Origin of the sequence: Paracandidimonas lactea, from assembly GCF_021653995.1 — a bacterium.
Taxonomy (GTDB): domain Bacteria; phylum Pseudomonadota; class Gammaproteobacteria; order Burkholderiales; family Burkholderiaceae_B; genus Allopusillimonas; species Allopusillimonas lactea.
Window position 1 is genome coordinate 1 of record NZ_JAJJOZ010000001.1, and the last position, 17,331, is coordinate 17,331.

Here is a 17,331-nt window from a genome sequence, read left to right on the forward strand (position 1 = left end):
GAAGCAGGAACCCACCGAAGCGACGCACAGCAGCCTTGCGCCGCTGTGAGCGCCGTAGGAATCCCCTTTCTTTAGGGAGGGGAGGATGTCAACGACAGCGTAAGCTGATACGTGTCCGCGGTTGCTGATCGCATCAACTGGCCAACAACGATTTCGTAGGTTTTTTTCTGAGTCTTGAATTCGTACTTGTCACGCGCGTCCACCACGCCTGGTATGGAAAACATCGTGTTCCGATCCGTGGACGTGATGGCGACGCGTACGATTTGACCCTTGCGTGTCGAGAAGCGAAAGCATGCAGTTGCATCGGGATCAACCGAACCGGAAACGATTGCCGACGAAGCACCCGTCTTGAATTGAATGACTTTACAGGGTGCATCCGCCCACGCTGGCTGGCCGAGTGTTGAGGACGTAAATACGGCAACCATAATGGCCAGCGCGCGCGGGAGGGTTGCGCCGAATGCGGGTACTCGTGCATTACAAGTAGATCGGTGCGAAGGCGAGGGGGATTCGCGTTCAAACATAAAGGCACCTTCTGGAGCAGTGATTTTTCATGAGTGGCGGCAACGAAGTTTGTCTTGCTTTTCGTTTATTTGCCTGGCACAGGCCACCACCAAGCGACCGACGAGGCTTTGGATTCGGCAATTTCTTTGCAGTAGTCCGTCCCCGCAAACTTGCCTTCCGCGTTTTGCACCCGCACATTCCGCCATACAGCCGTAATATGCATGTGCCGGTTTGTCTCTTTGACTGCGTAGCTGGCGTCCTCCCGCTCCGCGTACGCTTTGATAGGTGGCCCGGATATTTTTCCATTATCAATTGGCCAGGCGCAGATCATTGCATAACGGGGCAGGTCTTCAATTTCAATGGGCAGTTTCACCGGGCGTAGCGCTCTGTGGGTCTGGGCAAACTGGATCGACGGTAGATACTCCACATATTGCAGTAGCCTGATGTCGCCGGAATCGAACCAGCCAAACGCTGCTGTGCCGCCCGCCGGTGCGTTCTGATCGGGCACCACAATATGTGATGACAGCGAAAAAGTATCGGTAGTTGGAACGGAGCGATGCTTCGTTTTCCAGTACGACACCAGAAGATGCATTTGCGCTCGCGGCTGATATACGGCGTGAGGAGAGTCACGCGCCGGTTCAGCACCGTATGCAGATGTGCCAAGCATGATTGCCGTGCAAAATAAGACGCCCCGAAGCGGATAGCGTCTTGTGTGGCCGGTTGCGTTGAAGCTCCGCATTGCGTGCATGGCCGCACCTCCTTGTCTCAGGCCCATGAGGGTGTCAGTCAGTCACATGACCAGGGTGTCGCGAAGCCATTTGTGAGCTGGTGCTGACGAGCATTATTTCTTCCTCGTACTGGTCTGGCGGGCGCCGCCGAAACGATGGACGCAGCCCTGTGCGCGCTCTGGCCCGAACTCCCCGCGCCGGGACTACGCGGCGGCAGCCGCGTAGCGGGAGGAACATTGTTGCCGCCGCCCACGGAGGCATATGCTTTGTCGCCTGTGGCCAACGCACCGCAGGAGTTGACATACCAGATCACCGCTTTGCATAGGCACGAGGCTGGTCGTGTATTTGTTGGCTGCGTGCACCAAGTATTTTTCATACCGTTCCGTTCTCCGGATGAAGCACTTCGCGACGGCGAAGGAGGGGAGCTTTGTCAATATAGTCGTGAGCCTGATCGCTGACCATCGGCTTAATGGGTGAAGCCGCCCATTCGCAAGATTGACCCGCCGCCGTCCTGCTGCTAGTGCACAGGCGCCCGATCGCGGCGTGGGTTTCAAGCGCCCGTTGTCGGGAAGCAATTGGTCGGCATTGCGTGGCAGACGAGAGGGCTTCAGGCCACCTAGGGCGCGTTCCTGGATCTTGTGGCCCAGTCGGCTCTCCAGCCACGTCCGATGATGATTGCCGGAGCGCATAAAAATGCTCATCCCGCAGCGCCCAGAGGTTTTCGGTGAGCAGGTCGGAAGTATAAGGTGGGTTCGTTTGTAGTATGGCCAGTATTCCAAGGAGAGAACACTTGCTATGCTATGGTTGACCGTTACGTACAGTAACGGGTTTGGGCGTGCTACGGGAGACTGCTGCGGCTCCTCTCCTCACGCCGTCTGGCGGTGATCGCCAGTAGCGTCCTGGGGCCTTTCAAGTAGTGGGAAGATGCATCATGGCTGATACAACCTCGAAACTCAATGTCGCGCTGTTTATCGATGCCGACAATGCGCCTTATGGCAAGCTTGAAAGCGTTTTGGCAGAATTGGCTTCGTTTGGCGCGGTGTCAATCCGTAGGGCCTATGGCAATTGGAGAAAGCCGCATCTGGATGCGTGGACGCAGGGGTTGCATGAACATGCGATTCAACCTGTACAGCAGTTCGATCTGATCAAAGGAAAGAATGCTACTGATATGGCAATGGCAGTTGATGCAATGGATGTATTGTTCAACAAGCCTGTAGACGTATTTTGCATTGTTTCTTCTGATTGTGACTTCACCCCCTTGGTTATGCGCTTGCGCGCTGAGGGCAAACAGGTTTTCGGTTTTGGTGAACGCAAGACACCAGAACCATTCGTGAATGCCTGTTCAAGATTCGTCTATTTGGATCCGCCAATTACTGCTGGTCAGGCCGAGATGCTGCAGCCTGCTCAAGATGGGATGCCAGAGGAAAAAGCGGCCTCCCATACCGGGGAAACGAAGCGTCCGGGGAATGCACTGAAGGGCGACACAAAGTTAATGAATTTGTTGCGCAACGCCGTGGCGTCGGCGGAAAACGAAGATGGGTGGGCTTCGCTTAGTGTGGTTGGGAGCCGCATTGGCAATCAGGCGTCTTTCGATTCGCGTAATTATGGCTACACTAGGCTCAGCGACCTCTTTGCTGCCATTGACCTGTTCGAGATGAAGAAAGTCGGCAATCATCCTCTGGTGAAGTATAAGCGCCGAGCGAACGGGGGATGATCATTGCTACTTTGTTTAATGATTCCTGAATTTTTCCGGTCGCTTTCCCATTTTTCCATCTGATTTTTCACGCTGGCGGTTCCGCCATTTCGAAAAACATCAAGGTCAACACCGGATCTCGATCCGTGTGGCTGCGCCATTGGTAATTCAGGAAGCCGTTGTCCCAATGAATCAAAATTACGCGCTGGTGTATGTTGAAAGAGTGCGATCAGCTCTACAGGGATGCGCCGAGCAGGGTTCCCGACACACGCGACGACAATCAGCCTATGCAATCCCACCCAAACCACGCGTCAACTGGCGTTCCACAAACAAAAACGCCTGACCGATCATGAAGGGTCAGGCGAAATTGAATGGTGGAACGAGGAGGATTGAACTCCCGACCTTCGCATTGCGAACGCATGAACCCCACTTCTATCTGAATTGCTATAGTCTATGCGTATCAACGGTTTAGGTGCGTATGTGGTACTGGCGTGGTGAACTCCAATAGCAAGCTTGGGGCGTCCATGTACGAGGGGATACCCACTAGTAGGTCCGATGTGTCAAGATCGTCTGCTTGTGGTGGTCTTGTGGGCAATCTGGAAAGTTACGGCCGATAGCGCAAGGCGGGAACGAAGCACTTCTTCACGACAGCTCCAGTTCTTCGATCAAGGCGGCCAGCTTCTGCCGCCCAGCGTCGTCCACGGCCTTGATCGGCAGGGGTAAGCTGGGGCTGTTGACCAGTCCCAGTATCTCTGCCGCCGCCGCTGTGGTGCGTAGACTCCCACCGTATTGGCGGAAAAGTGCCCAAAGGGGTGCCAGGCGTTCAGAAAGTAGTGTTGCGTCCTTGGTGTTTCCTGCTTGAGCGGCGCGCACGATGTTGAGCGCAGTCTTGGGAAACAGCCCACCGATTACCGAATACCAGGCCTCACAACCAGCATTCAGGCCTGTGCTGGCGAAAGCATCGCCGCTGACGCCAATCGTCACATGAGCGGGAATCAGCGCGCGCAAACGCTCAACCCTCGCGCGTGCAGCGTCAGGATCGGCTGGAACACCCGGAATTTTTATCGAAGCAACGTTGGGAAGCTGCGCAATCCGGCCGTGCAGTTCGTCACTGAACTCGAAATGCGTGGTGGAGGGGTTGTCATACACCACAAGCGGCACCGACAAGTGGCGCGTCACTGCATCGTAGAGGCCGAACACTTCTTCATCCGACAACTTCTGGTACGACACCGGTGCTAGCAAAACGCCATCCGCGCCGGATTTCTGCGCATCATCAGCCATTGCCAGCACATCGCGCGTACGTAATGCACCGATGCCGATGATGATCGGGACATCGCCTGCATGCTCGACTGCGATCCGTGCAACATGCAGTCGTTCCTTCAAGGTTAGATAGGCGTAGTTACCTGTCGAACCCAGTGCGCCGATGGAATCGACCCCTGCTGCGACGAGGCGCTCGATCAGTCGGATGAACGAGGCCTCATCAATGCTGGCCTCGTTCATTGGAGTCAGGGGAAAAGCACTTAAGCCGGATAGAAACATCATTGATCCTTTCATGTAGAAAACCTCTTCGTCTGGTCAGTACAGCGGAGATGCCAGCGGATGCGGATGTGTTGTCACGGACGCATTTCTTCGGATAGTCGTGCCCCTTGAAGGCCGCATCAGTCCGCTTCGCTATCACCAGAAGGCGGCCAGTCGTGGAAGTCAGGTGTATCTCGCGCACTGAAGATGGCTTCTCCGGCGACGACGACGGCCGCACCTTCCTCGATGGCGCTCGTAGTCGCCAGACATGTCCATCTACATGATCATAAAGCGCAACTCCATACGGGGCTTCTTGACGCAGGCGGTTGCGCAGCTCGCGTAGGAGCGCGAAGCAACGACGCACGCGCCAAATGGGGTAGAGCCGCAACGACGCACGCGCCAAATGGGGTAGAGCCGAGCCTGCAAGCCCACCCGAACCCCGCGCCAGCTGGCGCTCCACAAACAAAAACGCCTGACCGATAATGAATGGTCAGGCGAAATTGAGTGGTGGAGACGAGGAGGATCGAACTCCCGACCTTCGCATTGCGAACGCGACGCTCTCCCAGCTGAGCTACGTCCCCGAAAGACGATTATTCTAGCAAAATAAAAAAGCTGTTGTCCAGCACCGCTTTAGTCGTGATCGGGAGGGCGAACCGAACTCCCTCCAGCACCATACCGCCAGAAATGCAAGCGCTGCAGCAAGGCTGCGACCGCCACCATGGCACTGTCATCATGGCCCCATTTGCTTCGCCGAACTGACGGTGAACCAGGGCACAAGCTGATCCTGAAAGGATTGGTACAGACCGGCGATCGGTACGCTGACCATAAGGCAGGCCCCATCAACGCCCTTCCCAGAAGTAGGCGTTTCCACGCACCAGGACGACTGGCAGCGTACGCTCACGCTCCGACTCATGGTAATTCACACTTCTCTTGGATTTCTTTGTGTCGGTCACATGTTCCTCATGCGCCGGCGGTGGGCGGCATATAATGATGGGTTGCACGTGTACTTACCTACAAGGCCTTACACCCCCATGACAACCATTCTCGAAGACGTTCCCGTCGGCCAGAAGGTCGGCATCGCTTTTTCCGGCGGCCTGGACACCAGCGCGGCCCTGCTTTGGATGCGCAACAAGGGCGCCATCCCCTACGCCTACACGGCCAACCTGGGCCAGCCCGACGAAACGGACTACGACAGCATCCCCCGCCGCGCAAAAGAGTACGGCGCCAAGGACGCACGCCTGGTTGACTGCCGCGCCCAATTGGTGGCCGAAGGCATCGCCGCGCTGCAGTGCGGGGCATTCCATATCTCGACGGGCGGTGTCACCTACTTCAATACCACGCCTATCGGCCGTGCGGTCACCGGCACCATGCTGGTGGCGGCAATGAAGGAAGACGACGTCAATATCTGGGGCGATGGCAGTACGTTCAAAGGTAACGATATCGAGCGTTTCTACCGCTATGGCCTGCTCACCAACCCCGCGCTCAAAATCTACAAGCCCTGGCTTGACCAAGCCTTCATCGACGAGCTCGGCGGTCGCGCCGAAATGTCCGAATACATGCGCCAGAACGGCTTCGACTACAAAATGTCGGCGGAGAAGGCGTATTCCACCGATTCGAACATGCTGGGCGCCACGCACGAAGCCAAAGACCTCGAGCACCTCGATTCGGGCATCAAGATCGTGCAACCCATCATGGGTGTTGCCTTCTGGCGCGACGATGTCGCGGTCAAGGCTGAAGAAGTGCGCGTGCGCTTCGACGAAGGGCGCCCAGTGGCGCTCAACGGCGTTGAGTTTTCCGACCTGGTCGAGCTGATGCTCGAAGCCAACCGCATTGGCGGGCGGCACGGCCTGGGCATGAGCGACCAGATCGAAAACCGCATCATCGAGGCCAAGAGCCGCGGCATCTACGAAGCCCCGGGCATGGCGCTGCTGCATATCGCCTACGAGCGCCTGCTTACCGGCATCCATAACGAAGACACCATCGAGCAATACCGCATCAATGGCCTTAAACTTGGTCGCCTGTTGTACCAGGGCCGCTGGTTCGACCCGCAAGCCATCATGCTGCGCGAAACCGCCCAGCGCTGGGTGGCCGGTGCCATCACGGGCGAAGTCACGCTCGAACTGCGGCGTGGCAACGATTACTCCATTCTCAATACCGAGTCTGCCAACCTGACGTACAAGCCCGAGCGCCTGACGATGGAGAAGGGCGAATCGATGTTCTCGCCGCGCGACCGCATTGGCCAGCTCACCATGCGCAACCTGGATATCGTCGACACGCGCGAAAAACTGTTTACCTATACCAAGGCGGGCCTGCTGGCCCCCGCTGCGGGCGCCGCGCTGCCCCAGCTCAAGGGCAAGGGCGACAAATAAGCATTCGTGCGGGCGGGCGTTGCCCCGCCCAAGTGCGACAGGCAAAAAGCTCGGCCGATCTTTACAGATCGGCCGAGCTTTTTTTGGGGGTTATGTGCCTGGCGCGCTACACGGCTGCCCAGCCATCAAAAGCATGCGCATTGGCAGCGCAGCGCTGCGGCCGGTAATTGTGTTGGCAAAGCGCCCCGGGCTGCTTGTGTGCGAGGCCCGGATGATTGATCGTGGGATCAGCTTGCAACCTGCCCCAGCAGCAGGAACTCCATCAGCGCCTTTTGTACGTGCAGACGGTTCTCGGCCTCGTCCCATACCACGCTTTGCGGGCCGTCGATGACGTCGCCGGTAACTTCTTCGCCGCGATGCGCTGGCAGGCAATGCATGAAGACGGCATCTGGTGCGGCAACGGCCATCATGTCAGCGTCGACGCACCAGTCGGCGAATGCCTTTCGGCGTTCTTCGTTTTCGGCCTCGTAGCCCATGCTGGTCCAGACGTCTGTGGTGACTAAATGCGCCCCTTTGCAGGCCTGCATTGGGTCGGAGAACTCTTGCAGCGTATCAGCCGACGGCTGGCCGATGCGGTCGCGTTCGAGGCGGTAGCCGCTGGGTGCGGACACATGCAGCCTGAAGCCGAGCAACTCGGCAGCCTGCAGCCAGGTATAGGCCATGTTGTTGGCGTCGCCGATCCAGGCCACCGTTTTACCCTGTATGGGACCGCGGTGTTCGATGAATGTGAAGATGTCGGCCAGGATCTGGCAGGGGTGGAATTCGTTGGTGAGACCATTGATGACCGGCACACGCGAATGCGAGGCAAAGCGCTCGATGCGGGTTTGCTCGAATGTACGGATCATGACCAGGTCGACCATGCGCGAAATTACGCGCGCGGTGTCTTCGATGGGCTCGCTGCGGCCTAGTTGGGAATCGCCGGTGGTGAGGTGAATGACGGCGCCGCCCAGTTGATACATGCCAGCTTCGAACGATACGCGGGTGCGGGTGCTGGCCTTTTCAAACACCATGGCCAGGTTGCGGTCGTGCAGGGTGTGATGCGGCTCGTAGCGCTTGAACTTGTTTTTAATGAGCCGGGCGCGATCCAGTACATACTGGATTTCATCCCTGGTGAGGTCGCGAAATTGCAGGAAATGCCGCAGGGGGCCCGTTTGCGTCGAGGCGGACATAATAACCCTTGGGTAAAAGAACAATCTTACCTTGTCGGCTCCACACTGGCAAAGTTCGCGTTCCCGTATTCTGCACATTCAGGGGCGATCGGATACAATGCGGGCCGCAGCGATTGTTTTGGCGTGCCCCGGTTTATGGCGGTAAACACTCCGCGAATCTTTATGACACAACGTGTGCAGCAATTGGTTATTCATGGCATGACGCTCGAAGGTCAGCGTTTTCGTCCCAGCGACTGGGCCGAACGTCTGGCGGGGGTCATGTCCCAGTTCCGGCCCTCCGGCTCAGTGGGCAGCCCTCTCACCTATTCGCCTTATGTCGTGCCCGTCGTGATCGACGGCATCCGCTGCGTGGTCGTCGACCATCGCCTGCGCGAACTCGAGCCCCTGGCCTGGAAGTTCGTTTGCGGCTTCGCCGACGATAACCACTTACGAACGTCAGAGCAGTCTGTCGAGACACCGCCCCGCTCTTAGGGGCTTTTTTATTTTTGAGCCTAAAGTAGTATCCCCGTCGCGTCCAGCATCGCTGGCACAGCGCTTGCTGCCCCTTTGTCATCGCAACAGATCAGTGGGGAGGCCAGCAGTGTGGCAAAAACTATTCGGCGAGACGGCTACCACTAAAATCGGCGCTATCTTCCAGTCTGAACAGACAGCGCTTGATGCGGCCGCATCCATCAAGGCTGATGCAGGCTTGCAACCCGATCAGGTGCGTATTGTCCACCCGTTCGAAGGCGGCTACGACCGCAAGCTTGAACCCGAGGTTCGCGGGGTTGCACGTACCGCCGTGCGATCGCACCTGATACTGGGTGCCGCCGGCCTGCTGGTTGGCTTGGCTGCGTGTGCGGTGTTGTTTATGGCGGGGGTGGCTGCCATTGTTTCGTCACCCATGTTCAGCTTGGGCGCATTCCTGTTCTTTGGCGCCATTGGCGGCTTGCTGCTGGGCGGGCTGGTCACCGCCCGGCCTGATCACCAATGGGTGATCCAGCGTGTACAGGATGCCGCCAAGACTGGGCAGTGGGCGCTGGTCATCCACCCGCGCAACCCGACGCAGTGCGATGCAGTGCTGCGGGTTTTGTCTGAGCTCGACGTGGCGCCGATACGCAGCATCTAGGCAGGTTCAGAACAAGCCCAGCGCCCGCGCCATGATCACCAGAATGAGCACAGGCGACACGTACTTGAGGATGACAAAGGCCGTCATGCCCAGCCCGCGATTGGTGAGTGCGCCGTGATTGGACAGGGCTTCGCGGAATTTGCCGGCGCCCCAGACCCAGCCAATAAACACCGCGACCAGTATGCCACCCAGGGGCAGCACAATATTGGATGATACGTAATCGTAGAAATCGAACAGGCTCAGGCCGCCAAGTGTGACGCCGGCCAATACATTCTGGCTGAGCGCACCCGTTGCGCTGGGCAGGGCGAGCGCGGCAATAGTCAACCCCGTTGCGCGGCGGCGCGAGATGGCAAACCGCTCACTTAATATCGCCACCGGCACTTCAACGAGCGACAGCAGCGCACCCGTGGCCGCCACCGCGGTAAGAACAAAAAATATCGCCATCAGCGCCTGACCCAGCGGGATCTGTGCAAACACAGCGGGAAGGGTAATGAACACCAAAGAGGGCCCCGCCTCGGGGGCGAAGCCAAAGGTAAATACCGCCGGAAAGATCGCGATGCCCGCCAGCATGGACACGCATAGATCGGCGCACATAACGCGTACTGCTGTGGCGGGTATATTCTGGCCGCCCCCAAAATAGCTGCCGTAGGTGATCATGGTGCCCATCCCCAGCGACAGCTTGAAGAAGGCCAGTCCCATAGCCGTAAGCACCGCACCGGTGCTCAGTTTGCTCAATTCGGGCATGAACATGAAGGCCAGGCCCTCACCGGCTTTGTCCAGCGTGAGGCTTACCCCGCACAGTACAAGCAAGAGCAGGAACAGAAGCGGCATCAGGCGCTTGGTGACCGCTTCGATGCCTTTGGCCACTCCCAGCGCCAGAATGACGCCGATCATGGCCAACACTAGCCATTGCCACAGCAGCGATTGCCATGGGTCGCGGATAAGCGCCTCGAAAGCGGCGGCTGTTACTTGCGGATTGCTGCTGAGCAGGCCGCCACCCGCCGACTTTGCGATATAGGCAAACACCCAGGCGGCGACTTCGGAGTAAAACGACACAATCAGCATACTGCCCGCCATGCCCAGCACGCCCACCAGCCACCACGGGCCCGGCTTGGGCGCAAGCCGCTGCATCGCAGTCACCGGATTGGCATGCGCCTCCCGGCCAATTGCCAGCTCCGCCATCATCACCGGCAGGCCGATCAGCAACGTGGCGGCCAGGTACAGCACCAGGAAACCCGCGCCGCCGTTGGCGCCGGTGAGATACGGAACTTTCCAGATATTGCCCAGTCCAACCGCAGAACCGAGTGTGGCCGCCAATACGCCGAAACCGGAACTGAAGCCATCGCGTTTGGGGGCGGAAGTTGTTGTCATGATCTGTGCGGGCGTTTAAGCGCTGTCTGGGGCAATTGGCCAATTTTAATGTGCAGCGTTAATGTGCCGCGCGCCCCGCGTTCTGTTGCACATTTATGCTGCGTTTAGTCGCAGGCCCAGGCCTGTGTTCCCGGTGTTGTCATTCAGGCTTTGTCATCCTGCAACGCCATTCAACAGTTTCATAATCCGAAAAATTGCTGTATAATTTCATTATCTGGGGTCGATCCGGCTTCGACGTGGGTTTGAACCAGAGCAGGGCATGTCGAGCACCAGTAAGCTCGTAAATCCACTGGAAAACCATAAACGCCAACGACGAGCGTTTCGCTCTGGCCGCTTAAGCGGTGAGCCGCTGCACTGATTTGTCTTTGGGTCAGGTAGGGTAAAACTTACAGCAGCGTCATTTACAAAGAATCGGGTCTGGCCAGGTCACTGGGCCAGCTCTTAAATCCAAAGTGAATCGCCAAGGCAGGGCCAGTCGGCCGGCATGCGCCAAGGTTAAAACTTAAAATAGTCCGACTAAACATGTAGAACTGCCTGCAGATGGCTTGCGGACGCGGGTTCAATTCCCGCCGACTCCACCAATACTGAAACCCCAACCGTTCTCGGTTGGGGTTTTTTATTGCCTGATCGCGCCGCCTCCCGCGTGTTGTTGGGGCTTCCTGCGGAAGCCTGCGGACTTCGCCGGTCCGCTCTCGACCCGTTTCTGGGCATTTTCCACTCTCTCCGGGCCATTCCTCGCTCCGACCTCGCTCCCTGAAACTAGCCCGAAGTCCGCAAAGGCCGAAATTCAGACCTATACAGATCAAAGAGTTACGCGCGGACGAATCAAGCGGTTGGATTGCGGCATTGGTGGCAAAAGAAACAAAGACTGTTGTATTTCGTCGGTACTTATTGACTACTACCGACAAAATACAACATCATGGCGATATGGAAAGCTCTCACCAGACTATTCTGGATCTCGCTGCCCAACGTGGCCTTATACGCCCGCGCGATCTCAATAAACGCGGGCTGCCGACTGTCGCCCTGACGCGGCTAGTGCGCCAAGGGCTACTGCAGCGGGTGGGGCGTGGTCTGTACGCGATTCCGAACCGGCCCGTCTCGGAACACGGTGCGCTCGCCGAGTTAGCCCGAACGCATCCGCAAGCCATCATTTGCCTGCTATCAGCTCTGCGGCTACATGAACTCACCACGCAGTCGCCTTTCGAGGTCTGGCTGGCGATTCCAAATAAGGCGCGTGCACCGAAGATGGACCACCCACCGCTACGCATAGTCCGTTTCTCTGGCGCCGCACTGACGGAGGGGATCGAGGAGCGCGTCATAGATGGTGTGCTGGTTCGCGTGACCAACGTCGATCGGACGGTGGCCGATTGCTTCAAATTCCGCAAGAAGATCGGCCTTGATGTCGCTCTGGAGGCGCTACAAGAAGGCTGGCGCGCCAAGCGCTTAAGTATGAACGAACTCTGGCGCTATGCCACCCTGTGCCGCGTGGCCAATGTGATGCGCCCATATATGGAAAGCCTGTCATGAATCAATTCAATGTGGCGATCAGACCGTCGGCCACTTGCTGGATGCGAACGGCCCGCAGTGACGAAGCTTCGCGCAGGAGTCCATGAAGGCGCTGTTCCGCCGCCAAGCCAAGGCAATTCCCGAAGATCGGCCTACCCTGGTGAGTCGTTCAGCTCGTAGCTGGTGCTGCGTCCACCTGCATCTGATTTCCGCAGGACGCCACGGGCCAGCAGTTCAGTGATGTCTCGCAGCGCGGTGTCCGGCGAACACTTGGCGATCGCCGCCCATTTGCTGCTGGTGAGCTTGCCTTCGAAGCCATCAAGTAGCCGATTGACCAGCTTCACCTGTCGCTTGTTCAGCGGCGCTGAACTGGGTGCAGCCCAGCGCTGCCAGAACCGCGTCTTGGCCAGTACGGCGTCGAGCGTGTGCTGTGCCTGATCGACGGCCCGATGCAGGGTTTCAAGAAACCAGGCAAGCCACTCGGTGACATCGAGTGATTGCTTCTGGGTGCGTTCCAGGATGTCATAGTAGGCCTTGCACTCCCGCTGGATCTGCGCCGACAGGCTGTAGAAGCGCTGGGGGCTGCCATCAGCGCGGGCCAGGAACAGGTCGCCGACGGCGCGTGCGATGCGGCCGTTGCCGTCGTCGAACGGGTGCAGGGTGACGAACCACAAGTGCGCAAGCCCGGCCTTGATCAGCGGCGGCTCGTTTGACGCGCGGTTGGCCCAGTTGATAAAGCAGTCGGTCTCGGATTGAAGTCGATCGGCCGGCGGCGCTTCGAAATGCACGCGTTGGCGCCCCAGCGGGCCAGAGACCACCTGCATCGGACCGGTGGCATCGTCACGCCAGCCGCCCACATTGATCCGGACAAGGCCCGAGTAGCCGGTGGGGAAGAGCGCAGCGTGCCAGCCAAACAACCGTTCCCGCGACACCGACGCATGGCAGTTGGCGGTCGCGTCGAGCACCATCTCGACCACGCCTTCGACGTGACGGTCCACCGGGGCCAGGGCACCGATGTCGACGCCGAGGCGGCGGGCGATGGAGGAGCGCACAGACTCGACGTTGAGCTGTTCGCCCTCGATCTCGCTGGTCTTGATGACGTCCTCGGTCAGCGCCGACAGGCTGGCCTGGTCGCGCAGAGCCATTCCGACATCGGCCAGTCGTCCCATCAACAGACCCTGGGCGCGGCTGACGTCGGCCAACGTCTGGGCCAGGGCAGCCAGGTCGTAGCGCCAACTTGGCCAGTCGCTGGCCTGCCAGATGTAGGCGTAATCTCCGCTTTTCATGCGGAGATTATGGGCCATATTCTCCGCAAGCGCAAGATATTCGCCGCACATCATGCGGCGATCGACCGGCCTATTCGCCGCAGCGCTGCCGTTGCGGACACGGGTTCGATTCCGCAAAGGGGAATGAACTGACCGCATCCTCGGCAGAGTTGGGCTGCCGACATTGGCAGCCAGTCCGGCGACAAAACCGCTTGAACGTCTGCGCCCTGGAAGGGGATTCCGTTGTTTCCGCAGGAGTTCGCGCCAGCCCGCAGGGCTTGTATTGCGTACATTCAACGCGGTTTGGCACCGGTTACTATCCCACCACCAATACTGAAACCCCAACCACTCTCGGTTGGGGTTTGTTCTTATGTGCTCCCGCCAGGCCCCGCGAACATGCGCGGAACGCGCCAGCACACCAAAAGACATCTGGGTCGTCTGGGCTTTGTCTGCAATTTACGACTTGCCGCTGGGCAACACACTGACCTTCAAGGGCGGCACATCGCTGACCAAGGTGTACAAGGTCGTTGAACGCTTCTCTGAAGACATCGATCTGACTTACGACATCCGCGAGCTGGTGCCGGAGCCTGTCCAGATTCCCGGAACGCGGCAGCTAACCGTTGCTCCGAATCTCAGCCAATGTCTACTTTACAGGGGGCTTACGGTAAGACGGGCTTTATTCATGGATTTAGCCTATGCTGATAAGCAGGCGACTGCAAATGTGCTTTCGCCGAATGACACTGAGGTATTGAAATGGATAAGAAAGACAAAGCCCCCGAGAAAGCGAAGTCAGTAGCCGCGACACCAGCTCTGAAACCGGCTCGCTGGCCCGGACAGGGGACGAGTGGTGGTATTAAGAGCGCGAGGTCAGGGCACGACCGAAAGACGACAGGGCGGGGCGCCGCGCGCGGCAGGTGAGCCTCGCGGCTCATAGATGCTTTATCCATTGCTTGGGCTGATCTGGGCTTCACCATCGGCTCAAACGCTGCAACCTGACCGCCCAGCACCCGGACGACTTCATCTACTGGATCTGCACGCCGCCCGAGTGTGCGAGGCGGTTGCCAGCCATCGCCGATTGCTGAAGAACTCGCCCAAGACTGTTTTCGATTGAGTTCGCAATGGTTCGCAGCAGCCCGCAGGGCTTGTATTGCGTACATCCAACGCGGTTTTGCACCGGTTACTATCCCACACCATATTATCTGGGGTAAAAGCCTTCAAAAACCCGCATGAGCACTAGCTATGCGGGTTTTTTATTGCCAATTTCATCCAATCCAATCCATTAAAAACCAGCTAGGTTTCGGGGTCGGAATGCTCGGGAAGGCGCGCTATCGCTCGAGCCCCTGTACGATACATTTCGCCAGTTTCAGCAACGGGCGATGCAGTCTTTGCTCTACATCCATCATGGCTTCGCGACCTGACACGCTGACATTCAGTACGTGAACCGGATAATCGTCGAATACAAGCGGTGTAGCCAATGCCGATACCTCGGGTTGCCACGATGCCGCGCAGTAGCCTTGAGCGGCCACATTCTTCACTGCTTCCTTGATTTCCGCTTCGAGCTTCTTCCATTCACCGGCACGTCGGGCGCGCAGATGCGACATGATTTCTTCACGCTCCGCATTCGGTACTGCTGCAAGGTATGCCCGGCCAAGCGATGTGAGTTCGATGGGCACCCGCAGCCCCGCGACCACGTTGCGCAGCGACACCTTGCGGTTGTACCTGACGGATTCCAGGTAAATCATTTCATCGCGATCCCGGGTCGCCAGGCCGACATTAATACGGAGTTCTTCGGCGGTAGCGCGCATGAGTGGTGCGGCAATCCGTAACAAAGGCGACCCTGCCCGCATAGCCTGTCCAAAACTGAGGAGCGGAGCAGCCAGGCGGTAAGCGCGCTCGATACGATCGTAATCGAGCATGCCCGCGCGAACGAGCGTCTGCGTAAGCCGGCTGACGGTGGCAGTGGAGAGGCCCGTACGATCGGCAAGCTCGCTGTTTCCCAGCAGGCCCGCGCCAGGACGAAACGCACGCAGTATTTCGATTCCGCGCAGCAACGAACGGTTCTGGGCGGGCATTGTCAGCCGCAGCGACTCTTCTTTCCTGGCCATAACGTCCTCCTTTTCCATCAGGTTTTCAATTTCACAGAGTGAAATTGCGATGCGCTCATGCCGTAGTTTAGCTTCTACACTGAACTGACTTGATTTCGGGTCGGTGCATGCTTGCCAGGCCGAGACACCATAACTATTACCAAGGAGAAAAAACGTGAGAACGAGATTTATTTCAGTCATAGGCCGCCTTGTAATCATGGCGTTTGCGACGGCAGCATGTGCCGCGGGGGCGACGCCCGCATCCGCGGCCTTTCCCGAGCATCCGGTTCGCATAGTCGTTCCTTTCGCACCCGGCGGAGGGACGGATCTTATCTCCCGCCTCCTGGGAGATGGCATGTCCAAGGCGCTTGGCCAGCCAGTGATCGTCGAGAACAAGCCGGGTGCTGGAACAACGATTGGATCGGAGGAGGTGGCGCGCAGCAAGCCTGATGGCTACACCCTGCTGATGGCCACCTTCGCTCATGCAATCAACCCTAGCTTGCGCACTAACCTGCCCTACGATACGAACAAGGCATTCGCGCCGGTGATTCTGGTGGGGCATTCGCCCAGCGTGCTAGTGGTCCGTCCGGATAGCCCCTTCAAGTCTGTTCGAGATCTGCTTGATGCGGCTAAGAAGGCGCCTGGAACCGTTACGTATGCGTCTCAGGGCGTAGGAACTTCGGCGCACCTTGCAGGCGAACTGCTTGAGAAGCTCGGCAAGGTAGACATGTCACATGTTCCTTATCGCGGCGCTGGCCCGGCGCTCAATGATTTGCTCGGCGGCCATGTCGACATGATGTTTGGCACAGCGGCAGCGGTTGGATCAGCGCTCCAGGCAGGTACCTTGCGTGCCCTGGCAGTCACAACAGCCCAGCGATCGCCCGCCCTTGCTGATATACCCACCATTGCCGAAGAGGGCCTTGCTGGATATGTGTTGGACAGCTGGTATGGCCTGTATGCGCCTGCCGGTACGCCGTCGGAAGTGATCGCTCGCCTGAACAAGGCGGCGACCGAAGCGGCTCAGGCCGATGCATTTATCAGCAAGGTACAGCATGAAGGGTTGATGGTGACCCCGGGCACCCCTGAAGAGCTGGATAAGTACGTGAAGAGCGAACAGCGCCGATGGGCTGACATCGTCGCTTCAAGCAACATTTCCTCTAATTGATCCAAACAGACGCCGCAAAAAGCGGGAAATTTCATGACTGAAGAACTAATCAAGCTGGATATACAGTCCGGCATCGCGACCATTTATTTGAACCGGCCTGGGAAACGCAATGCTTTCAGCGATGATATGCGCGCTCAATACATTGCAGTTCTTCAGGAAGTTACTACCAACCGTGCGGTTCGGGCTGTTGTCTTGACGGGCAACGGCAAGGGGTTTTGTGCGGGCGGCGATGTCGCTGGAATGGAAAAGCGCATGCAAGCCGACCCCGGCGACGTCGGCTTCAATGGATGGACGCGCCAGCAGTACGTCCATCAATGTGTTTCGCTGCTGCATTCCATGCCGAAACCAACAATTGCGGCTGTCAACGGCGCTGCCTCGGGCCTCGGGGCGGATACAGCCATCAGCTGTGATTTTGTGCTGGCCAGCGAGGCTGCTTCGTTTACCTGGTCCTACATCAATCGGGGCCTGATTCCAGATGGAGGCGGTCTTTACTTCCTGCCGCGCCGCGTAGGCTTGGCCAAGGCAAAAGATCTCATTTTCAGTGGACGAAAAGTAGATGCCGCCGAAGCCTTGCAGCTCGGGATTGCAGATAGAGTGGTCGGGCACGATGGCTTGCTGTCGGCCGCATGGCGCTGGGCGGAGGATCTAAGTAGCGGCTCGGCCACTGCGCTGGCCTTGGGCAAGACAATCCTGAACCAGACATTTGAATTGAGCGCCAACCAGGTGTTTGCACAAGGCAGCCAGGCGCAGGCGGTTTGCTATACGACGCGAGAGCACAAACAAGCGGTACAGGCGTTCCTGAAACAGAGAGATGAGCGCCGCGCAGCGGTGGCCGAAGAGAAGGCTTGACGAAT

At 58.2% G+C, this 17,331-nt stretch carries 15 protein-coding genes, 1 tRNA gene, 1 other RNA gene and 1 pseudogene; 9 read left to right on the forward strand and 9 right to left on the reverse strand.

Translation table 11 applies throughout. The features are described 5' to 3' along the window. Positions 1-71 precede the first annotated feature (71 nt). Complete coding sequence (locus LOL23_RS00005) at positions 72-521, reverse strand: hypothetical protein (RefSeq protein WP_160975864.1); 450 nt, start codon at positions 519-521, stop codon at positions 72-74. A gap of 65 nt (positions 522-586) precedes the next feature. Continuing rightward, the gene (locus LOL23_RS00010) at positions 587-1,249 is read right to left on the reverse strand and encodes a hypothetical protein (protein ID WP_237172944.1); all 663 of its coding nucleotides are present in this window, start codon (positions 1,247-1,249) and stop codon (positions 587-589) included. 911 nt (positions 1,250-2,160) lie between these two features. On the opposite strand from LOL23_RS00010, the gene LOL23_RS00015 reads away from it, so the two are divergent. After that, positions 2,161-2,943, forward strand: coding sequence for an NYN domain-containing protein (locus LOL23_RS00015; RefSeq protein WP_160975868.1), 783 nt, complete (start codon positions 2,161-2,163; stop codon positions 2,941-2,943). A gap of 621 nt (positions 2,944-3,564) precedes the next feature. Here LOL23_RS00015 and LOL23_RS00020 read toward each other — a convergent pair. The 3 genes and pseudogenes from LOL23_RS00020 to LOL23_RS00030 form a co-directional block, all read right to left on the reverse strand. After that, complete coding sequence (locus LOL23_RS00020; protein ID WP_160975870.1) at positions 3,565-4,464, reverse strand: dihydrodipicolinate synthase family protein; 900 nt, start codon at positions 4,462-4,464, stop codon at positions 3,565-3,567. A gap of 116 nt (positions 4,465-4,580) precedes the next feature. Beyond that, positions 4,581-4,807, reverse strand: a pseudogene (locus LOL23_RS00025) (YggS family pyridoxal phosphate-dependent enzyme); the annotation flags it as partial. A 138-nt stretch (positions 4,808-4,945) separates the two neighbouring features. Further along, positions 4,946-5,021 (reverse strand) — tRNA-Ala (locus LOL23_RS00030). Positions 5,022-5,471: 450 nt separating this feature from the next. Here LOL23_RS00030 and argG point away from each other — a divergent pair. Further along, on the forward strand, positions 5,472-6,809 hold the full coding sequence (gene argG / locus LOL23_RS00035) for an argininosuccinate synthase (RefSeq protein ID WP_160975872.1): 1,338 nt from the start codon (positions 5,472-5,474) through the stop codon (positions 6,807-6,809). Positions 6,810-7,036: 227 nt separating this feature from the next. On the opposite strand, the gene argF is transcribed toward argG, so the two are convergent. After that, complete coding sequence (gene argF / locus LOL23_RS00040; protein WP_202411562.1) at positions 7,037-7,978, reverse strand: ornithine carbamoyltransferase; 942 nt, start codon at positions 7,976-7,978, stop codon at positions 7,037-7,039. 162 nt (positions 7,979-8,140) lie between these two features. Here argF and LOL23_RS00045 point away from each other — a divergent pair, with 162 nt between their 5' ends. Together LOL23_RS00045 and LOL23_RS00050 are read left to right on the forward strand one after the other, a co-directional pair. Then, the gene (locus LOL23_RS00045) at positions 8,141-8,449 is read left to right on the forward strand and encodes a DUF3579 domain-containing protein (RefSeq protein ID WP_160975874.1); all 309 of its coding nucleotides are present in this window, start codon (positions 8,141-8,143) and stop codon (positions 8,447-8,449) included. Between the two features lie 109 nt (positions 8,450-8,558). Continuing rightward, positions 8,559-9,086 (forward strand): hypothetical protein, encoded by a 528-nt coding sequence (locus LOL23_RS00050; protein ID WP_160975876.1) that lies wholly within the window; start codon positions 8,559-8,561, stop codon positions 9,084-9,086. 6 nt (positions 9,087-9,092) lie between these two features. Here LOL23_RS00050 and LOL23_RS00055 read toward each other — a convergent pair whose 3' ends face one another. Then, positions 9,093-10,457 (reverse strand): sodium-dependent transporter, encoded by a 1,365-nt coding sequence (locus LOL23_RS00055; protein WP_160975878.1) that lies wholly within the window; start codon positions 10,455-10,457, stop codon positions 9,093-9,095. Positions 10,458-10,673: 216 nt separating this feature from the next. Between LOL23_RS00055 and ssrA the strand changes: the two genes are divergently transcribed. Further along, positions 10,674-11,038: a transfer-messenger RNA gene (gene ssrA, locus LOL23_RS00060) on the forward strand. 346 nt (positions 11,039-11,384) lie between these two features. Next, a complete protein-coding gene (locus LOL23_RS00065; protein ID WP_160976868.1) occupies positions 11,385-11,984 on the forward strand; it encodes a type IV toxin-antitoxin system AbiEi family antitoxin domain-containing protein in 600 nt (199 codons plus the stop codon). Positions 11,985-12,115: 131 nt separating this feature from the next. Here the strand turns inward: LOL23_RS00065 and LOL23_RS00070 are convergent, their stop codons facing one another. Next, positions 12,116-13,249, reverse strand: a complete 1,134-nt coding sequence (locus tag LOL23_RS00070) for a Fic family protein (protein WP_237173173.1) — start codon at positions 13,247-13,249, stop codon at positions 12,116-12,118. A 349-nt stretch (positions 13,250-13,598) separates the two neighbouring features. Between LOL23_RS00070 and LOL23_RS00075 the strand changes: the two genes are divergently transcribed. Next, complete coding sequence (locus LOL23_RS00075) at positions 13,599-14,024, forward strand: nucleotidyl transferase AbiEii/AbiGii toxin family protein (protein ID WP_160975908.1); 426 nt, start codon at positions 13,599-13,601, stop codon at positions 14,022-14,024. Between the two features lie 529 nt (positions 14,025-14,553). On the opposite strand, the gene LOL23_RS00080 is transcribed toward LOL23_RS00075, so the two are convergent. Continuing rightward, positions 14,554-15,513: an IclR family transcriptional regulator gene (locus LOL23_RS00080; RefSeq protein ID WP_439652059.1), complete on the reverse strand. Its 960-nt coding sequence runs from the start codon at positions 15,511-15,513 to the stop codon at positions 14,554-14,556. A 16-nt stretch (positions 15,514-15,529) separates the two neighbouring features. On the opposite strand from LOL23_RS00080, the gene LOL23_RS00085 reads away from it, so the two are divergent. Both LOL23_RS00085 and LOL23_RS00090 read left to right on the forward strand, forming a co-directional pair. Next, entirely contained in the window at positions 15,530-16,477 is a 948-nt protein-coding gene (locus tag LOL23_RS00085) for a Bug family tripartite tricarboxylate transporter substrate binding protein (protein ID WP_160976874.1), read from the forward strand. Positions 16,478-16,510: 33 nt separating this feature from the next. Further along, on the forward strand, positions 16,511-17,326 hold the full coding sequence (locus LOL23_RS00090; RefSeq protein WP_160975910.1) for an enoyl-CoA hydratase/isomerase family protein: 816 nt from the start codon (positions 16,511-16,513) through the stop codon (positions 17,324-17,326). Positions 17,327-17,331: the final 5 nt, after the last annotated feature.